This window comes from Nitrosomonas eutropha (assembly GCF_900116685.1).
Classification (GTDB): Bacteria; Pseudomonadota; Gammaproteobacteria; order Burkholderiales; family Nitrosomonadaceae; genus Nitrosomonas; species Nitrosomonas eutropha_A.
In genome coordinates this window covers 506,525-527,118 of sequence record NZ_FPBL01000001.1, presented here as the reverse complement: position 1 = coordinate 527,118, position 20,594 = coordinate 506,525, and the positions used below count along the sequence as shown (strand labels likewise).

The following is a 20,594-nucleotide window of genomic DNA, read 5'->3' as shown; positions in this document are numbered from 1 at the left end:
AAATAGATCATACCTTGTTTGCTGTTTGAGAGCGGCTGCCTGTTTTTGTTCTGCCGTATTGCTAATGTATTAGTCATACCGGGTTCTCTACATCAATAAAATGGTGTGCAATACTGAATTTTTGCGCGATATGATCACCAAGCGCCTGAATTCCATAGCGTTCGGTGGCATGATGTCCGGCTGAGATGAAAGCCGTGCCGGATTCTCTGGCTGTATGCACGTTCTGTTCAGAAATTTCACCGGTAATAAATGCATCTACACCCAGCCGGATAGCTTCCTCAAAATATCCTTGAGCTGCTCCGGTACACCAGGCAATACGTCGGACAGATTTAAGCGGGTCGCCGATTATCAGTGGTTTGCGCCCCAGTACTGAGCTCAGTAAACTATCCAGCTCGTCAAGGCTGACTGGTTTTTGAAAATAACCGTAAGCAGCGATATTCTGTTCGCCGAAGTGGCCTTCTTCCTTTATTCCCAGTTTTTTTCCGAGCAAGGTGTTGTTGCCCAGTTCAGCATGGGCATCCAGAGGCAGATGGTAAGCGTAAAGATTGATGTCATGCTTGATGAGCGTGGCGATACGGTGGCGCTTGATGCCGCGCAGGCAGGTATCTTCTCCACGCCAAAAGTAGCCATGGTGCACGATGATGGCATCCGCATGCAAATCCAGTGCAGCCTGTATCAAAGCCTGGGAAGCAGTTACACCACTGACGAGCGTTTGAATCGAAGCTCGTCCTTCCACCTGTAATCCGTTGGGACAGTAATCACGGAATTGCTGAACGTCCAGCAGATCATTCAGGTAATTTTCCAGTATATTTTGGTGCATAATACTTTTTCTGTTCATTTGGGATGTAGGATTTTCCATGCAAAAACTCTGGCTAATTTTCACACAAACCATTACTGTTCTTCTCGCCATCTTTTTTGTTGTTTCAACCTTGCGCCCGGAATTGCTGCCGTGGACGCCTCGCGGCAAGCTGGCGACTATCCGTGAAGCAGTCCAGGCTGATGGTGGAAAAGCGCTGGGTGCTGGTGGTTTTCATACAGCAGCAGAAGTGGCGATGCCTTCCGTGGTGAATATATTTACCAGTAAGGAAGTAAGAGTGCCTTCCCATCCGTTTATGGATGATCCTGTCTTTCAGCAATTTTTTGGCAATCGTTTCAGCCCGAGAACCGAGCGCACTTCCAGCTTGGGATCCGGAGTAATCGTTAGCCCGGAAGGCTATATTCTCACGAACCATCATGTGGTGGAAGCGGCTAACGAGATTCAGGTGGCGTTGATGGATGGAAGAAAAACCGAAGCACACTTGATTGGTTCGGATCCTGAAAGTGACCTGGCGGTTCTAAAAATTAATCTGGACAAACTCCCCAGCATTGCCTTTGGCGATTCTGAAAAAGCCAGAGTGGGGGATATTGTGCTGGCAATTGGTAATCCGTTTGGTGTAGGGCAGACGATGACGATGGGAATTATCGGTGCACTGGGGCGTTCCCAGGTGGGGCTCAGCACATTCGAAAATTTTATTCAGACCGATGCAGCAATCAACCCCGGTAATTCCGGTGGTGCGCTGACCGATACTTCCGGTAATTTGATCGGGATCAATACTGCGATCTATTCACGTTCCGGCGGGTCGCTTGGTATCGGATTTGCTATCCCGGTGGATGCGGCTAAACAGATCATGCAGCAGATTATCGAAACAGGTGGTGTTACGCGCGGCTGGCTTGGCGTGAGTATGCAAGATATAACGCCAGAGTTGGCGGAATCCCTAAAGCTGAAGAAAACTGATGGAGCTCTGATTGCAGGCGTACTTAAAAATGGGCCAGCCGACGATGCCGGAATCAAACCAGGAGATATTTTGGCGGCAGTGAATGGCAAGCCTGTTTTCAATGCTTCCGAAATGCTGAATATAGTGGCATCCCTTCCCCCAAGTAAAGCAGCAACGCTAACTATTCTCCGTAATGGGGAAGAGTTGGATATTCAGGTACAAATCGGCAAACGGCCAGGCTGACTGCATACCGAGTGAATATTGAGTTTGTCACGCGATTACCCGCCGCACTGTTTCGGTGGGTTGATCTTAATTTATTGGCTCTGGGCAGGGAAATGCGTCTTTCGTATCTGCCTCCCTTGATGGTTTATCTGGCAGCCGGTATTTCAAGTCTCACAGGAATTGTTGGCACTTTCTACGTTAAGGAAAGACTGGGGTTGTCGGCAGAATTTTTGGCTGCCCTCGGCTTCTGGATGACGCTGCCATGGGCACTGAAAATGCCGATGGGTCATCTGGTGGATCTGATGTGGCGCTGGAAGAGCTTGCTAGTCTATCTGGGAGCGGGATTGATCGCGACCAGTCTTTTTATCATGATCGGATTGCTTGGCTATACCGAGGCGATGCGTGAGGTTGCACCACTGGCGCAGTGGTATGTGCTGGCTGCGTTACTTGCACCGGTAGGTTATGTGCTACAGGATGTAGTGGCCGATGCCATGACTGTAGAGGCTGTTCCGCGCGTCAATCCGGATGGACAGCTGATTGATCTGGAAGTACGCAAGCAGATGCACATTACGATGCAGACGTTGGGGCGTGTTGCTATTATTGGTGGCGGTATTCTGGTTGCGGTTGCAAACGTTGTGTTGATGAAAGGTGTCGCAACCCTTTCCGAGGCTGGCAAGGGAGAGGCCTATCTGCTGATATACCAGCTTGCACTGGTAATTCCTTTTGTTTCAGTATGCGGAATCTGGCTGGCCGGATGGTTGAAATGGCGTGAAATAAAACATTTTTCCACTCAGGGACTAAATCGTGAAGAAATCGGAATATTAACTGGTGCCCATGTCGAAACACCTCCAATTAACTGGTGGATACTAGGTGGCGGGTTGGCTTTTACAGTTGTCTCCCTGGGGGTTGGGCTTGTGCAGATTTCCGGTGCTGAAGAAATTATTTTTAGCCTGTCGATGGTGATTGTGCTGTTTTTGATCTGGCAATTGACTGCCGAGCTGGAAAGTGAGGCACGCAATGTTTTGGTAGGAACAGCCTTGCTGGTATTTGTATTCCGGGGCGTTCCCACACCTGGTGCGGGCTCGACTTGGTGGATGATCGATGAGCTGGGGTTTGATCAGCAGTTTCTGGCTACACTTTCTTTGATTGGCTCTGTGCTGACGCTTGCTGGCATGTTTATTTTTCGTCGGTTTATGGCTGAACGATCAATGGCTTATGTCATTGGCGCACTAACCGTAGCTGGTACTGTTTTGTCGCTGCCGATCATTTCGATGTATTTCGGTTTGCATGTATGGACTGCGGCACATACGGGCGGAATCGTCGATGCGCGCTTTATTGCGGTAATTGATACAGCTCTGGAATCACCGCTGGGGCAGATCGCCATGATTCCAATGCTGGCGTGGATTGCCAATTCGGCTCCCGAGAAACTCAAGGCAACCTTTTTTGCTGTCATGGCTTCATTCACCAACTTGGCTTTATCTGCTTCGCAACTGGCAACCAAGTATATCAACCAGATTTTTACGGTAACACGCGAAGTCAGAGAGGTAGATACTGGTGAAATATTGGTTCCGGCTGATTATAGTGAATTGGGTGTTTTGCTGATTATAGTAACGATTCTAGGGTTTGTATTACCCATGCTGGCTATAGTGGCGATCGGATACTCTCGTCTGCGCAGTGCCTGACTGACTCGTCTCGTCTGGAAATACTCCCTGATGTAATACGGGATAAGATAGGTGATGAGCGCGAATGTGCGGCAGAGATATATTGATCCAGTTAATGTTTGCAGGAGGTATTTGATGTACCAGAAGATTCTTGTTCCGGTTGATGGCAGCTTTACTTCAAATTTGGCTTTGCAGGAAGCGGTTAAATTGGCAAAGAAAATAGGAGCTTGTCTGGAGCTTGTGCATGTTTATGAAGATGCAGTCTATTTAGTAGATGAGAATTATTTTAATTACGAAGAATTGCAGAAAACAATCCACGATTGTGGAGAAAAAATACTAACTGGAGCTGAAACAATAGTAGAGGCTGCCGGTATCCCGGTTGAAACTCGCTTGATTCCATCAAATAACGAACGAATTGCTAATATTTTGGTGGAGGAGGCAAGACGCTGGCAGGCAGAGCTGATTGTGATCGGCACGCATGGTCATTCGGGTTTCAGTCGATTATTGCTGGGTAGCGTGGCTGAAGGGGTTGCTCGGATAGCGCCTATCCCTATATTGCTGATTCGCGATACCAGGGATTGAGAGAATACAGATTAGAGCGCTCTGAAAAATCATTGTGAGCGAACCGATCTCGATGCTGGAAGCTGTTTTTAAAGTGTCAACGGATCAACATCCAAATGCCAGCGCAGCTTGCTGCGAGCCGGTAATGAAGTAATACGCTGGTGCCAATCACTCAGAAATATTTGCAGGCGCTTGCGTGAAGCAGCCTGAATCAGCAGCTGCGCACGCTCCAGCCCCTTGAGCCGAGTCATGGTGGCGGGAACAGGATCGAAAAGTTGGATGTGGGTGTATTCTTTAGCAATAGTGGCGATTGTCGCCGTCTGGTGTAAAAATTCCAAGGATTCTGCAAGTACCGGGGCTTCTGCACGTAATACTGCCAGATAGACAAAAGGCGGGAAACCGGCTGATTTGCGTTCTTTCAACTGCGCTTGCGCGTATGCTGCATAGTCCTGTCGTATTAATGCCAGATACAGCGGATGCTGCGGAAATTCAGTTTGGATTAGGACGGTGCCAGGAATATGGGCGCGACCGGCACGTCCTGCTACTTGCATCAATTGTGAAAAAAGATATTCTTCAGCGCGGAAATCAGTGCTGTAAAGGGATGAATCGGCGTTGAGCACACACACCAGGGTAAGGTTTGGAAAATCATGTCCTTTTGCAAGTAATTGGGTGCCAACCAGAATGTCCACCTCTCCCTGGTGAATCGTATCAAGCATGGTTTGCCAGGCGGCTTTGTGGCGGATGCTATCACGATCAACACGTAGAATGCGCGCTTTCGGGAATTGTTTAATTAATGCTGATTCAATCCGTTGTGTGCCATGGCCAAATGGCAGAATATCTGGATCTCCGCATTGCGGGCATGCGGGTGTAATCGGCTGCTGATCACCGCAATAGTGACAGCGCAGTTGTCGATTGCGCAAATGGACAACCATACGGCTGGAGCAGCGTTTGCAGGTAGCAATCCAGCGACAGGATTTGCAGAGCAGTATCGGGGAATAACCGCGTCGATTGATAAATACCAGGCTTTGCTGTTTTTGATCAAGAGATTGGTGTAATGCATCAAGTATAGGCTCCGACAATCCTTCCTGTGTGGGCGTTATACGTATGTCTATATAACGAATGTCAGGCAGTACTGCCTGACTGATTGCCCGCGCGTGCAGCTGCAGTAATCGGTAGCGGTTGATACGCGCCTGGTGATAGCTTTCCAGAGAAGGGGTGGCTGAGCCAAGAATGATGGGTATGTTGGCCTGTCTTGCACGATACACTGCCAGATCACGCGCAGAGTAGCGCAATCCATCCTGCTGTTTGAAAGAATGATCCTGTTCTTCATCGACAATAATTAAGCCCGGCTTGGGCATGGGAGTGAAAATTGCCAGGCGTGTACCCAGAATAATGCCGGCTTCCCCACGTTGTGCTTGTAACCAGCCTTGCAGACGCTCACTGTTATTCAATCCGCTGTGCAAGCTGACCAGCGGTGTGCCGGGAAATCGCTTGCGGAAAATTGCTTCCAGTTGCGGAGTAAGATTGATTTCCGGTACCAGAATCAGAATCTGTTTTTGTTGTGCCAACAGAGAAGCGGCTACCCGCAGATAGACTTCTGTTTTGCCACTGCCAGTAATGCCATGAAGCAACCAAGGAGTAAACGTATCTGTTCTGGCGAGAATCTCGGCGATGGCATGCGCCTGTTCTGTGGTTGGAGCAGGGGCGGATGCTGTACTGAATACAGATTTTTCCGGTAAGGTAGTGCGTTGTTCAATCCACCTCAAATCCTTGAATTCATGTAGCAGCTTGCGGGAATGAGGTGACATTGCTTTGTAAATTTCAGCTGTGATGATCCCGTTTTCCAGTAATAGGGAAAACAGCTGGCGTTTAGTTTTGGATCTGGCGGAAATATCGGAAAGCGTGATGGTTCTGCCTACCTCAGTCAATATCCACGCCTGGATCTGTTTCGGCAGTCTGCTGGTTGTATGTCCAGGCTTTCGCAGCAAAGCAGGCAGGCCATTCATGACAACCTGCCCAATCGGATGGTGATAATAGTGGCTGCAAAACTCGAATAGTTCGAGTAATGGCTGGGGCAGGGGAGGGATTGTTTGATCGATCAGCCCGGCAGTTTTTAGTTTTCCCTCCGGAACGGGCGATGAATTGCTGACAGATAGGATAATGCCAGAAAGTTGCCGGTTGCCGAAAGGGACGCGCACGCATCGGCCAATATCGGTTGAATCGGCATTCGGAGCGAGGTAATCAAACAGCCGGTCGAGGGGAACATCTAATGCAACGTGAATGACTGTCATACCGGAAATATCCGGAATCAACTTTCCGAAAGAATAATGTGATCAGATATTCTTTCGGAGTTGCTTAGAAAATCAATCAGTGAGAGATGCGGTGCAATGTAATAGGGGCCAATCCTTCCCCGGAGAGGGCTGCACTTTGTGCATCTGTATCTATTTTGAAGGTAATCGGTTTGCCAACATATTCTGACAGGCCAGCACAACCAGTTGTATTGTAAGTAAAGCTAGATAGTTTGAGCGTGCCGTTGCCTGCATCAAAGGAATAGGTGGCGAGCTCGACGCCTGGTTTCGCGCATTCAGAAGGAGCTGATTGAGCTGCGCTGCCAGTTGGATCAATCAGTATGTAGCGATTATCCGGGAAAAACAGAAAAACAGGTGACTTGACAGTATCCTTGTCTACTGTCCAGGCGCCGACGATGCCCTGCGAATTATCCATTCTCCGGTAACGGGTTTCCTGAACGGTAGTTTCGGCAACTTCATCATCAGAACTCAGTTCGAGCGGTTTTGTGATGTGGAACAGTTCATCAAACAGGCCAGGTTGTTCTCTTGCACGCTGTACGATGACAATATCAGAGATAATCAGCTCATTCCCATTGGTATAAATACGCCAGTTGGGCCGTGGATGGGATAGTCCTGACTGGATGTTGGTATCTATTTCAGGCGTGCTTGCAAGCTTAAAACCACGTTCGTCGTATTCGGTTGCTTTGGTAGTACCATACTCCACTCCTGCGGTAAAAACCAGTTTGGCGCCGCAGGCGCGATTGGCATCACATGAATCATCTGGTGTAACCACACCATTCAGATATTTCCCACTGCCATCATTTGAAAAACGGAAAAATCTTATGCTGTCATCATCCTCGTTTACCCAGAGATAATTACTCAACAGGTTGATTGCTTGTGATAAAAAATGAGCATTGGCTTCATCGGCTGTTTTTATGCTGCCAGGTATGCTGGCAGTTTCCCGGGCGGAAGCCAGTGCCGGGGATGTAGTAAAAGTACCCGGATCCACGGTCAGGTCGAGTGAAGTGTCCAGTGTCTCTGTAGCAGCCGGGGGGATGGAGATACCGTTTGCAGGATTGTTGTCAGCATCAAGTGACTGGAACAGGATCAGCAAATTCAGCAGTTTGTTCTGATCACCGGCAGCCAGTTCAATCGGAGTAGTAAGCCCTGTTCCGGTAATCTTGCCAAGATTCAACTTGCCGAGGCTGAATTCAATACTGTCACCGTGTGTATATTTGTAAAGGCCGGTTGCATCGGTAACACCTGATGCGCCTGATGAGGCAGAGTAGGATACGCCTTCTACTGCTGAATCAGCCAGTATTCCCGTGGTAGGTCCCTGGGGGAGGACAGCTGCTTTTTTGACTGTTACTGTTTCTTGCTGGTTGTCACAAGCAGCCAGGCTTAATACAAATATGCTCGTGATGAGCAACTGAAGAGTTGTTTGTTTGTTATCTATTTTCATTGTATTTGAGGTTTTGCGAGTTAAGTCGTTTGTGGCATGACAATTAAGCTATTGTTAATAGTGTCCCGCAACAAAAGAGCATAATGCGGCATCGCTTTAACAGTCCAGATGAGTGTGAATCCAATATTATTATTTGATTATAGTCTATGAATAAAACAGTGTGGTTTAAAATCTCGGCCCGGTAGATTTATGGTGTTATTCAATGCCGTGATGCCTATAACAGAGTGTTTTACCGGGTTTGAAATAATTTCTCTTGATTTTGTGGAAAAAGATCATATTCGCTGCTAAGGTACTCTGTTACTGTTAATCAGGTTCTTTTTTGATTGGCTTGAGGGTTTATTTTCTGATTGTGAGGTGATACTGAAAATATATGTCTGGCTTTGTACATACTTCTGATATTACTGTTACGCATCCGCAGCTTTCTGTTGACTGGTATCTGGATCCTCGGATATTCGAGCTGGAAAAACAGTTGTTATTTGATCAGGGGTCCGGCTATGTTGGACATGAACTGATGGTACCGGAAACAGGTGACTATTACGTGCTGGCTGCGCAGAATAATGCCAAGGTTCTGGTTCGTAATGAAAATGGTATTGAACTGCTATCGAATATCTGTCGCCATCGCCAGGCAATTATTCTGGAGGGGCGTGGTAATTCCCGCAATATAGTTTGTCCGATTCATCGCTGGACTTATGCCATGGATGGCAAATTGCTGGGTGCGCCACATTTCAGTAAAAATCCATGCCTGAATCTGAGTAAAACGGCTTTGCAGCATTGGAACGGATTGATTTTTACTGGCAAGCGTGATGTGAATCAGGATCTTGCCGGAATGAAGGTTCGTGATGAGTTGGATTTTTCAGGATATGTGCTGGATCGTGTGCAAATTGAACAGTACCAGTGCAACTGGAAAACCTTTATTGAGGTTTATCTGGAAGATTATCACGTTGATCCTTTTCATCCAGGTCTAGGCCATTTCGTGGATACCAGGCAGCTTGAATGGGAATTTAGTGACTGGTACAGCGTCCAGACTGTCGGTGTAAATCCGGATTTTAATCGAGCGGGTTCAGAGATATATCAGAAATGGCATACGCAGGTGTTGCAGCATAATAATCAACAAGTACCGAGACATGGCGCGATCTGGTTGCTTTACTATCCTAACGTCATGGTTGAATGGTATCCCAATACTCTTATTGTCAGTACCATTTTGCCAACTGGAATAGAGCAGTGCATGAATGTGGTTGAATTTTACTATCCTGAAGAAATCGTTCTGTTTGAGCGAGAATTTGTGGAGAGGGAGCAGGCTGCCTATCAAGAGACTGCCAGGGAAGATGATGAAATCTGCAAGCGGATTACGGCTGGCCGGCGTGCATTGCATCAGCAGGGAATAAATGAAACAGGCCCATACCAGATGCCAATGGAAGCGGGAATGGAACATTTTCATCATTTCCTTCGGCGTGAACTTGAGCAGCATCTGCCCTGAATCGGGATCTTACAGCCAGAATGTCTTCATTATGGATGCTGGTGGCGGGATTCATGTTCGCCTGCATGGGGGAGCTGGTAAAGCTTGCCGCAGTGTTCTTTTCCAATACCGAACTAGTATTTTACCGTTCACTGGTGGGGGTAATTTCAACATTTGCTGTTATGCGTTTTTATGGAAAACCCATTGCAACAAAACACTGGAAAGCTCATTGTTGGCGAGGATTGGCCGGGTTGAGCGGGGTGCTGCTATTTTTTTATTGTATTTTGAAGTTACCGCTGGCAACAGCCATTTCTCTGAATAATACCTGGCCTTTGTTTCTTGCTTTTCTGGCGGTGATATTCCTGAAAGAGGAGTTTAACTGGCTACTGGTTGTGGCAGTAGCGGTGGGTTTTATTGGCGTGGTCATGCTGCTTCGTCCTACCCTGGCTGAAGATCAATGGTATATGGCATGGATTGGCGCCGGTTCGGGGCTGTTTGGCGGTATCGCACATTTACATATCAAACAGCTAAGTGAACAGGGTGAATCAGACTGGCGTATCGTGTTTTATTTTACGCTGGTGTGTACGGTTGCTACCGGTATATGGCTGATATTTACTGCCTTCAGCCCGGTGAATCTGCAGAGCCTGACATTGGCATTGGGTATTGGTGTAACGGCAACGCTGGCACAATTGGCAATTTCTCGTGCACACCGAGGGAGCAATATCATTATTGTCGGAGCACTTTCCTATAGCACGGTATTGTTTGCAGGGCTGATGGATCTGTTCTTGTGGGATGACCGACTGCCTGTTTCGGCCTGGATAGGAATGGGGCTGATTATTATAGGAGGATTGTTGAGTATTCGGGGAATATCGGTGCGACGGACAAATATCGTTACTCTTGATGACTGATATTCCATAGCGCTGCCAGCCTGGTTGAAAGGCCTGATTGCGTCAGAACTACCATTTATCTATGATTTAACATTCATTACTCGGAGCTGATGACCAATGATCAATATTGAAGAGACCGGCAATCTTATCGTTGTTGCAATTATCGGGGAGTTTACTCTGGATGACTTCAAACAATTTGAAGAACAGGTACTCTACAAATTTCATTTCAATGGGGAAGCCAATTTGCTGCTGGATTGGCGAGATATGGTGTCTTATACAGTAGGTGTTGCCTGGGAGGAGGTCAGGTTTATGCGCGAACACGGCAACAAAATTAGTCGTGTGGCAGTAGTGACAGATAGTCAGTGGCAAGTATGGAGTGCGTGGGTTTCTAATTTGTTCACTGATGCGGATGTGGTCGTTTTTTCTGATTACGATGAGGCGTATGCCTGGGCCAAGGTCTGATCGAATGCGGGTGTCACATTCAAAATCGGATGGTGATGATATGGCTGACTTGGTGCAGGTATGATGATTGATTATCTGGTGCTGAAATATGTGCATGTGATGAGCGTTGTAGTCAGTTACACATTATTTCTGCTGCGCGGGATATGGATGTTGCGTATTTCACCACTGTTGCAGCAACGTTGGGTGAAAATTACACCACATGTTAATGACACGATCTTATTGCTGAGTGCTGTAACGATGGCAGTGATTGCGCACAGGAATCCACTTGCTGAATATTGGTTGGCGGCTAAGATTATTGGTTTGCTTGTCTATATCGTGTTGGGTTACACAGCTTTCAGACTAGCTAAGACACGTCAAGCAAAGGTAACTGCCTGGCTCCTGGCACAAATTGTGTTTATCTATATTGTGTTAGTTGCTCTGACAAAAAACCCTCTCCTGCTGTTTTAATACCAGGTTGATAATCCTGTCGTGAATCTTTGCGGAATTTTGTTGAAAGATTATCATGAATGAATTTGTCTCAAGGCAGATGCGGTACAACAATCAGATATAATGAATAAAACATTCTGTAACCCGGAGATTGAAAGAACGGGTTTCATAAGTTAATAATTTTACGGGTAAATAATATGGATTATTCCTACGAGTCGGAATATACGAAATTCATGCGGGAGTTGCTTGCCAAGCGGCCTGATCTTATCGAGAAGCAGAAGGAGGCTCGTGCGATCTGGTGGGACAAAGAAGTTGACCGAGACGCATTAAAACGTTTCAAGGAAGCCAGAACACCACAAAAGAGCTATGTCTATTTTTCATGGCCGGAACCAGCCAGGGAGCAGGAGCAAAAAACAGAGGAATAATTCTATTTACGGCACCTTCGTTCCTGATGTGTTCAAGCGGTAATTAGAAGGTAATAGTATAATACCCGCATATATAACCCTCAGTCCAACGCTGCTTGCCGTTTTTCAAACTCCTTGGGTGGAGCATACAACAGTACATCAGCAGATCGTTTTTTCTCACGCGCCCATAGCTCAGTGGATAGAGTACCGCCCTCCGAAGGCGGGGGTCGCACGTTCGAATCGTGCTGGGCGCGCCATCTTTCAATAGTAAATCTGATCAAGGGGCATCTAGCACGAATGATCCTTCTCAGCCTTCTGTATTAATTTGGTGATTACCAGAACTAACCCAATCGAAAGATCGGAGAAGTTTTTGTTAGCGTTGCCGGTAACCGGGCCGCTGATAGTAGGGTTCTCTCCGTCCCAAGGCTGGTGTGGTGAAATAGCTGAACAGCATTACGTCTACTATTTTGGCCTGTTCTCGATTCTGGTGTACCAGCCCTGATAGACTTCATCCGGCCACAGGGATTTTATCCAGATCAGGATGTCATCAATTTCTTGATCTTTGAGGATCCCTTCCCAACCAGGCATGCGGCCTTCACCCGGAGGACCACCATTCAGTATAAAGCGTTTTAGTTCTTCAGTGGAATGGTGCCAGGCGTGCGCAGTGCCATTCAGTGGTGGCGGCGGGTACCTGCCGTTTTCTAGTGGTTTGCGCCAATCCGAAGTGCCCTCCGCGTTCTGGCCGTGACATACCGCACAGTTTTTCTGGAAAAGTGTTTGGCCATGCGCAACTTGATCGGGGTTAAAATTGCGTGTGATTTGTTCCGGAGATATATCCCTGCCCAGAATGCGATCTAAGGCACTGCCTGCCGAGCGAGTATCAGTTTGCTCTGAGCAGGCAGCAATAAGTAACAATGACATAAGCGCTACGGCTCTTGCAGATATCACGTTATTTAAGTCTTAGAATTGATTCGGTTGTACTATTTTCAGGTATTTTATCTGCCTGTTGTAATTTTCCCGGGCCATATCGATTGTAGATTTCTGCTGAGCCCCGTTTGTCTCCAGGTTTTCTGATCAGCAGCACGTTATAGGCATCAACACGTCCGGTTTCCATGCCCGGGGAACCATGTGGCATTCCAGGAGCTGACAAGCCGACTGCTCTCGGGCGTTCTTTCAGCAATTGTTTGATATCATCAACCGGAACATGCCCTTCTATGGCATAGCCATTAACCAGGGCGGTATGACACGACCCCAGTTCGGTGGAGATGCCAGCTTCTGCTCTGGCATCATCGTTGCCTACGTCATGGATGTTAACGGTGAATCCGTTGTCACGCATGATATCCACCCATTTAGCACAACAGCCGCAAGTTGGACTTTTATACACTTCCATGGTTGCAGCCACTGCCATGCTGGCGGCGCCTGTTAGTGCGATAGTTAGCAGGGAACGGGTAAAGAATTTATTGAATTGTCTTTTCATGTGCTCTCCGATATGGTTTTGCCTTGTATTCACTTGAATTGGCTAGAAAGGGGTAATTAATGATAAATGCGTCCTGAGCATTTAGAAAAATGGAACTGTTTCTTGCGCGGTTAGACATTGATAACATGTATAACGTTCTCCCCGATTTCTGGCTGGCTAATCGTTACATTGTTATAATTTTTTGCTTGAGTGGTGTTGTTATTTAAATATGAAGCCTTGAAGATATAACTATAACTGACTTTCTCATATATCCGTGATAGACAGCAGAAACAACTAATTATTGTGTTGTTCAAGTGTGAATTTATACAAATGTTCTTTCTTTAACTTTTTGTGGAATAGTTACCCGGCTGATTTTTTTGATAGCTTTCTTACTTTATTTTTCTATAAATTCATATGATTACGGATACATTTTCCAGAAAATTCGAATACAGCACTAATAAGTTGCGTAAAAGACTGAGGCGGCTTGTTGGCACGGCCATTGCCGATTTTAATATGATTGAGAGCGGTGACCGGATTATGGTGTGTTTGTCCGGTGGAAAGGATAGCTATGCGCTGCTGGATATTTTACGCAATTTGCAAGCACATGCGCCGCTGGATTTCGAGCTGATTGCAGTTAATCTGGACCAGAAGCAGCCGGGTTTTCCTGAGCATGTATTGCCTGGTTATTTGTCAGAAATAAATATGCCCTTTCGCATTGTTGAACAGGATACCTATAGTGTTGTAAAACGAGTGATTGCTGAGGGGAAAACGACCTGTAGCCTGTGTTCCCGTCTGCGCAGAGGGGTGCTTTACCGGGTGGCAACCGAGCTGGGGGCAACCAAGATTGCTCTGGGACATCATCGCGACGATATTTTGGAGACTTTTTTCCTGAATATGTTTTATGGGGGCAAACTGAAAGCAATGCCTCCCAAACTGGTAAGTGATGACGGGTGTCATGTGGTAATCCGACCGCTGGCATATTGCAAGGAAAAGGATCTGGCTGCTTATGCTCAGCTTGTCCAGTTTCCTATTATTCCTTGCAATTTATGTGGTTCACAGACGAACCTGCAACGGCAGGTAATCAAGGAAATGATGCAGCAATGGAATAAGAAATACCCCGGCCGGCTTGAAACGATGTTTACAGCTTTACAAAATATTCAGCTTTCACACCTGGTGGATACCAGCCGCTATGATTTTGTTGGAATCAAGCCGCATGGTATTGCGACGGAAGAAGGAGATAAGGCATTTGATGAGGAGTCACTTCCTGCCAGCCCGGTTGGTATGAATCATGATGATGACGCATCCGAGCTGGATGAAGCATGCAATACCGGGGCTGTCCAGGGTGGCACTATATAGCATGTCTTCTTCAGTATATCTCTGCTTTACTCAATCCCGGCTTCGTGCGCTTGTTGATCAGCATGATAGCTGGAGCGCACCATTGGACCACAAGCAGCGTGGCTGAATCCAAGATTGGTGGCAATGCGCTCGAAGGTTTTAAAATCTTCGGGTGAAACATAGCGCATGACCGGGTGGTGACCAATACTGGGTTGCAAATATTGGCCAATGGTCAGCATATTGACCTGATGTACGCGTAAATCCTGCATAACTTCAATAATTTCTTCATCGGTTTCCCCCAGCCCCAGCATCAGACCGGACTTGGTCGGAATATGAGGGAAAGCTACCTTGAAATCCTTGAGCAGTTGCAATGAATGTGCGTAGTCTGCGCCCGGCCGACACTGCTTATATAAGCGCGGCACAGTTTCGAGATTATGGTTCATCACATCAGGGGGACAGGCGGATAGTTTCTCCAGTGCGATTTCCAGCCGACCACGAAAATCCGGGACAAGGATTTCAATCCGTGTTTGTGGAGATTGAGCACGAATTGCGCGGATGCAATCTGCAAAGTGTTGTGCGCCACCGTCTCTAAGATCATCGCGATCTACGCTTGTGATGACAACATAATTGAGTTTTAGCACTGCAATAGATTTGGCCAGATGCATAGGTTCATCCGGATCGGGGGCATGAGGCCGGCCATGCGCTACATCACAGAACGGGCAACGCCTGGTGCATAAGTCACCGAGTATCATGAAGGTTGCTGTACCACGCCCGAAACATTCCCCAATATTCGGACAGGAGGCTTCCTCGCAGACGGTATGCAATTTATTTTCACGCAGCAGGCGTTTTACTTCTTGGTATCTCTGGCTGTTAGGTGAGCGCACGCGAATCCAGGAAGGCTTGCGCAATAGTTGGCCAGATTTTTCCAGATCTATCTTGATTGGGTTGCGTGCCGTTTTGGCGGTACCTCTTTGGTGGGTATCAGCGACCATGAGTGGTGATTATCCTATGTTAAGCATTGGTTAATTGAGCAATAAAATTGTGCACCAGTTTGGTGGCAAGTACTTCTTTGTTGTCCGATATGCCGAGATCTATTGCCTGTGTGACACGCAAGCCGGGATAACCACAAGGATTGATTGCAACAAAGGGAGTAAGATCCATGTCAGCATTAAAGGCGATACCGTGATAGCATGCGCCGCGTCTTATTTTCAGTCCCAACGAGGCAATTTTGGCGCCGTTGACGTACACTCCGGGCGCATCTTGGCTGCCGTTTGCAACGATATCGTATTCATCCATTAAGTTTATCACGGCCCCTTCCATTTTTCTGACTAGTTGTCTGATACCAAGCTGCCAGCGATGTAAGTCCAGCAATAGATACATGATTACCTGCCCGGGGCCGTGATAGGTTATTTGTCCTCCCCGGTCGGTTTTGATGACGGGGATGTTGTTAGGAAAAAGCAGGTGCTCAGGTTTCCCGGCAATTCCCTGAGTGTAAACTGGAGGGTGTTCCAATAGCCAAATCTCATCAGGGGTTTCACGAGTACGCTGCTGCGTAAAATCTTTCATGGCCTGCCAGGCTGTGAGGTATTCCGTAATCCCCATGTTTTTTACTGTAACAGTAAACATATAGCTTGTTTTCGGAACATGATTCGGTTTGTGTGCCCGTTGTTCAGGGTGAAGGCATGTGTTTTTCTATAGAATGGGCTTATTACTCGTGGTGAGTATGATGATATCGAACACTGATCAGCCTACAGAAGCATCGTTACCATTGGGTGGTTATACAGTGTCTGATAGAGAGAATCCAGCTGTGTGCGCGAAGTTGCGCGGATTGTGCAGGTGAGGCTCAGGTAAGTTCCACTTTTACTAGTGCGAACTTCGAGAGTTGTATCGTCAAAGTCAGGAGCATGTGTTTTGACAATGGTCAGCATGGATTGAGTGAATCCCTGCTGTGCCTTCCCCATAATTTTTATCGGGAAATCACAAGGATATTCAATAAGTGATTCTTCTGTCATGAGATTGTATTACTGGGGTAAGGCGTGTCCGCGCATTACTGCTTGTTTATATGCTTGATAGTGTCTATTGAGCTGCTGAAATATGGGGCCGGGCACACCATTGCCTACTGGCTGCCCGTCGAGCTGGGTAATGGGAAGGATCTCTTTAGTGGAAGAGGTGAGCATGACTTCCTGCGCGGTACGTAATTCGGTCTCTGAAACATCTCTTATTGCGTGAGGAATGTCATGAGTTACAGCCAACTCGAGTACCACATCGTAGGTGGTACCAGGCAAAATACGATGATCTTTGGGGGGGGTCAGCAGCTGGTTACCTTTCACAATAAAAATATTGCTGGCTGCTCCCTCGGTCAGTAATCCATTACGCAGCAGGATGGTTTCTATGGCATGTTCATCTACCGAAAGCTGACGTAATAATATATTAGGCAAGAGAGAAATAGTCTTGATATCGCAGCGACCCCAGCGATTGTCTTGTGCGGTGACAGCCGCTGCTCCGGATGCGAGCAATCCTTCGGGCGGTGTCAGTAGAGGGCTGCTCATCATAAAGACGGTTGGTGTTACTCCGTGAGGGAATGCGTGATCACGTTTCGCTACGCCACGAGTAATATGCAAGTAAAGATACTGGTCATCGTATTCATTCAGCTCAATTATGCGTGTAACCAGATCAATCCATTGTTTTTCAGTATGTGGATTCTGGAGGCGTATCCCGTCAAGGCTGTACTGCAGGCGGGAAAGATGTTCGTTCAGCCGGAACGGCTTGCGCGAATAGACTGGTATAAGCTCATAGACCCCATCCCCAAAAATGAAGCCCCTATCCAGTATCGGAACTGTAGCTTGTTCTATTGGTAGAAATTTTCCGTTGAGATAAATCATGCTTTTATTGTCCGCGAGATTAGTTGAACAGCATTTTCAGATTATCCCATGCGCGCCCGAAGAAATTGGCTGTATCAACAGCCTCCAGCGCAACCAGGGGGTAAGTGGCCACTTCCAATCCGTCCAGGACGAATTTTACCTTTCCTATTTCCTGGCCTTGATCAACGGGTGCAATAAGTGGCTGGCGATATTCCATTCGAGCCTTTACCCCTTCGACTTTGCCTTTAGGGAGTGAAAAATAGATATCCTGATTAAAGCCGATTTTTATTTTATTTTGTGTGCCTTTCCAGATTTGAACATTTGCGACCGGCTGGTTCTTTTTGTAAGGGTGTGCCGTATCGAAAAACTGGAACCCATAATTCAGCAGGCGTTGGCTCTCGATACTGCGTGCATTAGGTGAAGCGGTACCCATCACTACAGAGATAAGGCGCCGGTGATCACGCTTTGCTGAGGTAACCAGGCAGTATCCGGCAGCTTCTGTCCACCCTGTTTTCATGCCGTCAACATTAGGATCCGTCCATAGAAGGCGGTTACGGTTTTGCTGGGTAATGCCATTGTAGGTGTATTCGCGTAAGGAATAGAGTGGATAGTATTCTGGAAAATCCTTGATAATTGCTGCTGCCAGTAATGCCAGATCATTAGCTGTGCTGTAGTGATCAGGATGAGTTAAGCCGGTTGAGTTGGTAAAATGCGTGTTGTACATGCCCAGGCGTTTTGCTTCTTCATTCATCATGTGCACAAGCAGATCCTCCGAACCGGCGATCAGTTCTGCCAGAGCAACGCAGGCATCGTTCCCTGACTGTACAATTACCCCATGAATTAACTCATCAACAGTTACTGGTTTGTTTGGCTCGATAAACATACGTGATCCTGCCATGCGCCAGGCTTTTCTGGATACGGGCACGATCTGGTCCAGCTTTATACGTTCCTGCTTCAGTGCGGAGAAGACAACGTAGGCTGTCATCAGTTTGGTGAGTGAAGCAGGATCCAGTCGCTCATGCTGGTTAGAGTTGGCGAGTGTCTGGCCGCTGTGAAAATCGGTCAGAGTAAAGGATTTGGCAGCAATCGACAGTTCCGGCTGTTGTGACCATGCCGGAAAAACGGGCATTAATAAGAACAGGAAGAGGATAAACTGTTTCATGAGGGTCAGCAAAAGCTTCATTATACTCTGACTTTGCAGTATGTATTTCTTGAATCCAGCTTGTCTGGATGCAAATTTGACATTCTTAATGCGCTAACTCATAATTCGCGGTTATCTTGTACTATAAAAACAAAGGAAATTCAGTGAAAACCTTTTCTGCCAAGCCATATGAAGTAAAGCACGAGTGGTTTGTGGTTGACGCAACCGATAAAGTTCTGGGTAGATTGGCGGCAGCTATTGCTCATCGCTTGCGTGGCAAGCATAAGCCTATTTATACACCGCACGTAGATACTGGTGATTATATTGTGGTTATCAACGTGGATAAATTGAGAGTTACTGGCAACAAGGCGGAAGATAAAATATATTATCGCCACAGTGGCTATCCCGGGGGTCTCTATGAGACTACTTTTAAAAAGATGCATGCGCGTTTTCCTGCCAGACCACTTGAAAAAGCTGTGAAAGGTATGTTGCCCAAGGGTCCGCTTGGGTATGCCATGATAAAGAAGTTGAAAATTTATGCCGGGGATATACATCCTCATGCGGCTCAGCAACCGCAGTCACTGGAAATTAACGCTTAATCTTATAAATTATGGCTATTCAATATAACTACGGAACCGGTCGCAGAAAAAGTGCAGTTGCACGGGTTTTTATTAAACCAGGTACGGGTGTCATCACGGTAAATCATAAACCTGCTGATGAGTATTTTTCTCGTGAAACAGGGCGTATGATCATCCGTCAGCCATTGGAGCTGACTGGAAATAGTGCCAATCTGGACATTATGGTCAACATACACGGAGGCGGAGAATCCGGGCAGGCTGGTGCGGTCAGGCATGGCATTACCCGTGCGTTGATTGATTATGATGAAACACTGAAATCGATCTTAAGTAAAGCAGGCTTTGTAACAAGAGATGCACGTGAAGTAGAGCGGAAGAAGGTTGGTTTTCGCAAAGCAAGACGTCGCAAGCAGTTTTCTAAACGGTGATTGTTGTTTTCCAAACGATACGAAAAAGCCGCCCTCTTTGTTGGGCGGCTTTTTCGTATTAGGTTTACTGTACAAAATACCGACTGCTTTTTGATAAATAATTAATTTTTCAGCTGTTGTTTCCTAGAGATGATTAATGTTGGTATTGTAGGCGGGACAGGTTATACGGGTGTCGAGTTATTACGTATTCTCGCACAGCACCCGAAAGCCAAGCTTAAAGTTATTACCTCTCGTCAAGAGGCTGGAACAGGAGTTGATGATCTTTTTTCCAGTTTGCGCGGACAGATTGCGCTTAAATTTACTGATCCGCTCAAGGTGGATTTTGGGAAATGTGATGTTGTCTTTTTCGCAACACCAAACGGTATTGCTATGCAACAGGCAAGTGCACTACTTGAGTCTGGAATAAAAATTATTGATTTGTCTGCTGATTTCAGGATTAAAGATGTTGCGGAATGGGAAAAATGGTATGGCATGTCGCACGCAGCTCCTGAATTGGTGGCTGAAGCAGTCTATGGCTTACCCGAAGTTAACCGTGAAAAAATCAGGAATGCAAGATTGCTTGCCAATCCCGGTTGCTATCCAACAGCGGTGCAGCTGGGTTTTATCCCACTGATCGAGGCAGGTGCTGTTGATGCAAGTCATCTGATAGCTGATACCAAATCGGGTGTTTCCGGAGCAGGGCGCAAGGCTGAGATACACACGCTGTATGCAGAAGCGTCAGACAATTTCAAGTCTTATGCCGTGGCGGGTCATCGTCATTTACCTGAAATCAGACAAGGCTTATCTGAAAGATCAGATAAGCCGATTGACCTGACTTTTGTTCCCCATCTGACCCCAATGATTCGGGGCATTCATGCCACATTATATGCAAGACTTACCCGGGATGTTGATTTACAAGCTTTGTATGAAAACCGTTATGCCAATGAACCCTTTGTTGATGTTCTCCCGGCAGGCAGTCATCCGGAAACACGTTCTGTACGCGGTTCAAATTTCTGCCGGATTGCCGTTCATCGTCCCCGGAATGGCGATACCGCAGTAATACTTTCGGTTACCGACAACCTGGTTAAAGGGGCTGCCGGGCAGGCTGTTCAAAATATGAATATTATGTATGGCCTGCCGGAGAGTATGGGTATTCAGCATATTCCGTTGTTACCCTAGCAGTTTGTGATTGAAGAGTGAAGTGACTGAAAGAACGTCATTCTGCAGATAATGTAT

Annotated in this window: 22 protein-coding genes and 1 tRNA gene; 13 read left to right on the top strand and 10 right to left on the bottom strand. The window is 46.9% G+C overall.

The window, feature by feature from the left end; all coding sequences use genetic code 11:
* Nucleotides 1-73: 73 nt before the first annotated feature.
* Nucleotides 74-820 carry a Nif3-like dinuclear metal center hexameric protein gene (locus BM331_RS02630; protein ID WP_074926834.1) on the bottom strand — a complete coding sequence of 249 codons (747 nt, stop codon included), beginning with the start codon at nucleotides 818-820 and terminating at the stop codon, nucleotides 74-76.
* Between the two features lie 37 nt (nucleotides 821-857).
* Between BM331_RS02630 and BM331_RS02625 the strand changes: the two genes are divergently transcribed.
* From BM331_RS02625 to BM331_RS02615, 3 genes are all read left to right on the top strand, one after another.
* Nucleotides 858-1,997 carry a Do family serine endopeptidase gene (locus BM331_RS02625; protein WP_074926735.1) on the top strand — a complete coding sequence of 380 codons (1,140 nt, stop codon included), beginning with the start codon at nucleotides 858-860 and terminating at the stop codon, nucleotides 1,995-1,997.
* 11 nt (nucleotides 1,998-2,008) lie between these two features.
* Complete coding sequence (locus BM331_RS02620) at nucleotides 2,009-3,658, top strand: hypothetical protein (protein WP_074926733.1); 1,650 nt, start codon at nucleotides 2,009-2,011, stop codon at nucleotides 3,656-3,658.
* Nucleotides 3,659-3,772: 114 nt separating this feature from the next.
* Nucleotides 3,773-4,219: a universal stress protein gene (locus BM331_RS02615; RefSeq protein WP_074926731.1), complete on the top strand. Its 447-nt coding sequence runs from the start codon at nucleotides 3,773-3,775 to the stop codon at nucleotides 4,217-4,219.
* 68 nt (nucleotides 4,220-4,287) lie between these two features.
* Here the strand turns inward: BM331_RS02615 and BM331_RS02610 are convergent, their stop codons facing one another.
* A complete protein-coding gene (locus BM331_RS02610; RefSeq protein WP_083414656.1) occupies nucleotides 4,288-6,489 on the bottom strand; it encodes a primosomal protein N' in 2,202 nt (733 codons plus the stop codon).
* A 76-nt stretch (nucleotides 6,490-6,565) separates the two neighbouring features.
* Nucleotides 6,566-7,948 (bottom strand): adhesin, encoded by a 1,383-nt coding sequence (locus BM331_RS02605; RefSeq protein WP_074926728.1) that lies wholly within the window; start codon nucleotides 7,946-7,948, stop codon nucleotides 6,566-6,568.
* Nucleotides 7,949-8,318: 370 nt separating this feature from the next.
* Between BM331_RS02605 and BM331_RS02600 the strand changes: the two genes are divergently transcribed.
* The 6 genes from BM331_RS02600 to BM331_RS02575 all read left to right on the top strand — a co-directional run bounded on the left by BM331_RS02600 (nucleotide 8,319) and on the right by BM331_RS02575 (nucleotide 11,840).
* Nucleotides 8,319-9,425 (top strand): aromatic ring-hydroxylating oxygenase subunit alpha, encoded by a 1,107-nt coding sequence (locus BM331_RS02600; protein WP_074926726.1) that lies wholly within the window; start codon nucleotides 8,319-8,321, stop codon nucleotides 9,423-9,425.
* A 20-nt stretch (nucleotides 9,426-9,445) separates the two neighbouring features.
* A complete protein-coding gene (locus BM331_RS02595; protein ID WP_074926724.1) occupies nucleotides 9,446-10,312 on the top strand; it encodes a DMT family transporter in 867 nt (288 codons plus the stop codon).
* Nucleotides 10,313-10,408: 96 nt separating this feature from the next.
* Nucleotides 10,409-10,753 (top strand): SpoIIAA family protein, encoded by a 345-nt coding sequence (locus tag BM331_RS02590; protein ID WP_074926722.1) that lies wholly within the window; start codon nucleotides 10,409-10,411, stop codon nucleotides 10,751-10,753.
* 60 nt (nucleotides 10,754-10,813) lie between these two features.
* A complete protein-coding gene (locus BM331_RS02585) occupies nucleotides 10,814-11,200 on the top strand; it encodes a SirB2 family protein (RefSeq protein ID WP_074926720.1) in 387 nt (128 codons plus the stop codon).
* Between the two features lie 176 nt (nucleotides 11,201-11,376).
* Nucleotides 11,377-11,604 carry a DUF3460 family protein gene (locus BM331_RS02580; RefSeq protein ID WP_074926718.1) on the top strand — a complete coding sequence of 76 codons (228 nt, stop codon included), beginning with the start codon at nucleotides 11,377-11,379 and terminating at the stop codon, nucleotides 11,602-11,604.
* 160 nt (nucleotides 11,605-11,764) lie between these two features.
* Nucleotides 11,765-11,840, top strand: a tRNA-Arg gene (locus BM331_RS02575).
* A 205-nt stretch (nucleotides 11,841-12,045) separates the two neighbouring features.
* Here BM331_RS02575 and BM331_RS02570 read toward each other — a convergent pair.
* Entirely contained in the window at nucleotides 12,046-12,531 is a 486-nt protein-coding gene (locus BM331_RS02570) for a c-type cytochrome (RefSeq protein WP_143100915.1), read from the bottom strand.
* A gap of 1 nt (nucleotide 12,532) precedes the next feature.
* Nucleotides 12,533-13,060 carry a DUF411 domain-containing protein gene (locus BM331_RS02565; RefSeq protein WP_074926714.1) on the bottom strand — a complete coding sequence of 176 codons (528 nt, stop codon included), beginning with the start codon at nucleotides 13,058-13,060 and terminating at the stop codon, nucleotides 12,533-12,535.
* 393 nt (nucleotides 13,061-13,453) lie between these two features.
* Between BM331_RS02565 and ttcA the strand changes: the two genes are divergently transcribed.
* Nucleotides 13,454-14,395, top strand: coding sequence for a tRNA 2-thiocytidine(32) synthetase TtcA (gene ttcA, locus BM331_RS02560; protein ID WP_074926712.1), 942 nt, complete (start codon nucleotides 13,454-13,456; stop codon nucleotides 14,393-14,395).
* A gap of 26 nt (nucleotides 14,396-14,421) precedes the next feature.
* Here ttcA and lipA read toward each other — a convergent pair whose 3' ends face one another.
* The 5 genes from lipA to BM331_RS02535 form a co-directional block, all read right to left on the bottom strand.
* Nucleotides 14,422-15,366 (bottom strand): lipoyl synthase, encoded by a 945-nt coding sequence (lipA, locus tag BM331_RS02555; RefSeq protein ID WP_074926710.1) that lies wholly within the window; start codon nucleotides 15,364-15,366, stop codon nucleotides 14,422-14,424.
* Nucleotides 15,367-15,385: 19 nt separating this feature from the next.
* Nucleotides 15,386-16,000, bottom strand: a complete 615-nt coding sequence (gene lipB / locus BM331_RS02550; RefSeq protein WP_074926708.1) for a lipoyl(octanoyl) transferase LipB — start codon at nucleotides 15,998-16,000, stop codon at nucleotides 15,386-15,388.
* A gap of 122 nt (nucleotides 16,001-16,122) precedes the next feature.
* The gene (locus tag BM331_RS02545) at nucleotides 16,123-16,386 is read right to left on the bottom strand and encodes an HP0495 family protein (protein WP_074926707.1); all 264 of its coding nucleotides are present in this window, start codon (nucleotides 16,384-16,386) and stop codon (nucleotides 16,123-16,125) included.
* A gap of 9 nt (nucleotides 16,387-16,395) precedes the next feature.
* Nucleotides 16,396-17,256: a D-amino acid aminotransferase gene (locus BM331_RS02540; RefSeq protein ID WP_074926705.1), complete on the bottom strand. Its 861-nt coding sequence runs from the start codon at nucleotides 17,254-17,256 to the stop codon at nucleotides 16,396-16,398.
* A gap of 19 nt (nucleotides 17,257-17,275) precedes the next feature.
* Nucleotides 17,276-18,397, bottom strand: coding sequence for a D-alanyl-D-alanine carboxypeptidase family protein (locus BM331_RS02535; protein ID WP_074926832.1), 1,122 nt, complete (start codon nucleotides 18,395-18,397; stop codon nucleotides 17,276-17,278).
* 143 nt (nucleotides 18,398-18,540) lie between these two features.
* On the opposite strand from BM331_RS02535, the gene rplM reads away from it, so the two are divergent.
* The 3 genes from rplM to argC all read left to right on the top strand — a co-directional run bounded on the left by rplM (nucleotide 18,541) and on the right by argC (nucleotide 20,537).
* The gene (gene rplM, locus BM331_RS02530; RefSeq protein WP_074926703.1) at nucleotides 18,541-18,975 is read left to right on the top strand and encodes a 50S ribosomal protein L13; all 435 of its coding nucleotides are present in this window, start codon (nucleotides 18,541-18,543) and stop codon (nucleotides 18,973-18,975) included.
* An 11-nt stretch (nucleotides 18,976-18,986) separates the two neighbouring features.
* Nucleotides 18,987-19,379, top strand: a complete 393-nt coding sequence (gene rpsI / locus BM331_RS02525) for a 30S ribosomal protein S9 (protein WP_074926702.1) — start codon at nucleotides 18,987-18,989, stop codon at nucleotides 19,377-19,379.
* Between the two features lie 129 nt (nucleotides 19,380-19,508).
* Nucleotides 19,509-20,537: an N-acetyl-gamma-glutamyl-phosphate reductase gene (gene argC, locus BM331_RS02520; protein ID WP_074926700.1), complete on the top strand. Its 1,029-nt coding sequence runs from the start codon at nucleotides 19,509-19,511 to the stop codon at nucleotides 20,535-20,537.
* The last annotated feature ends 57 nt before the right edge of the window (nucleotides 20,538-20,594 follow it).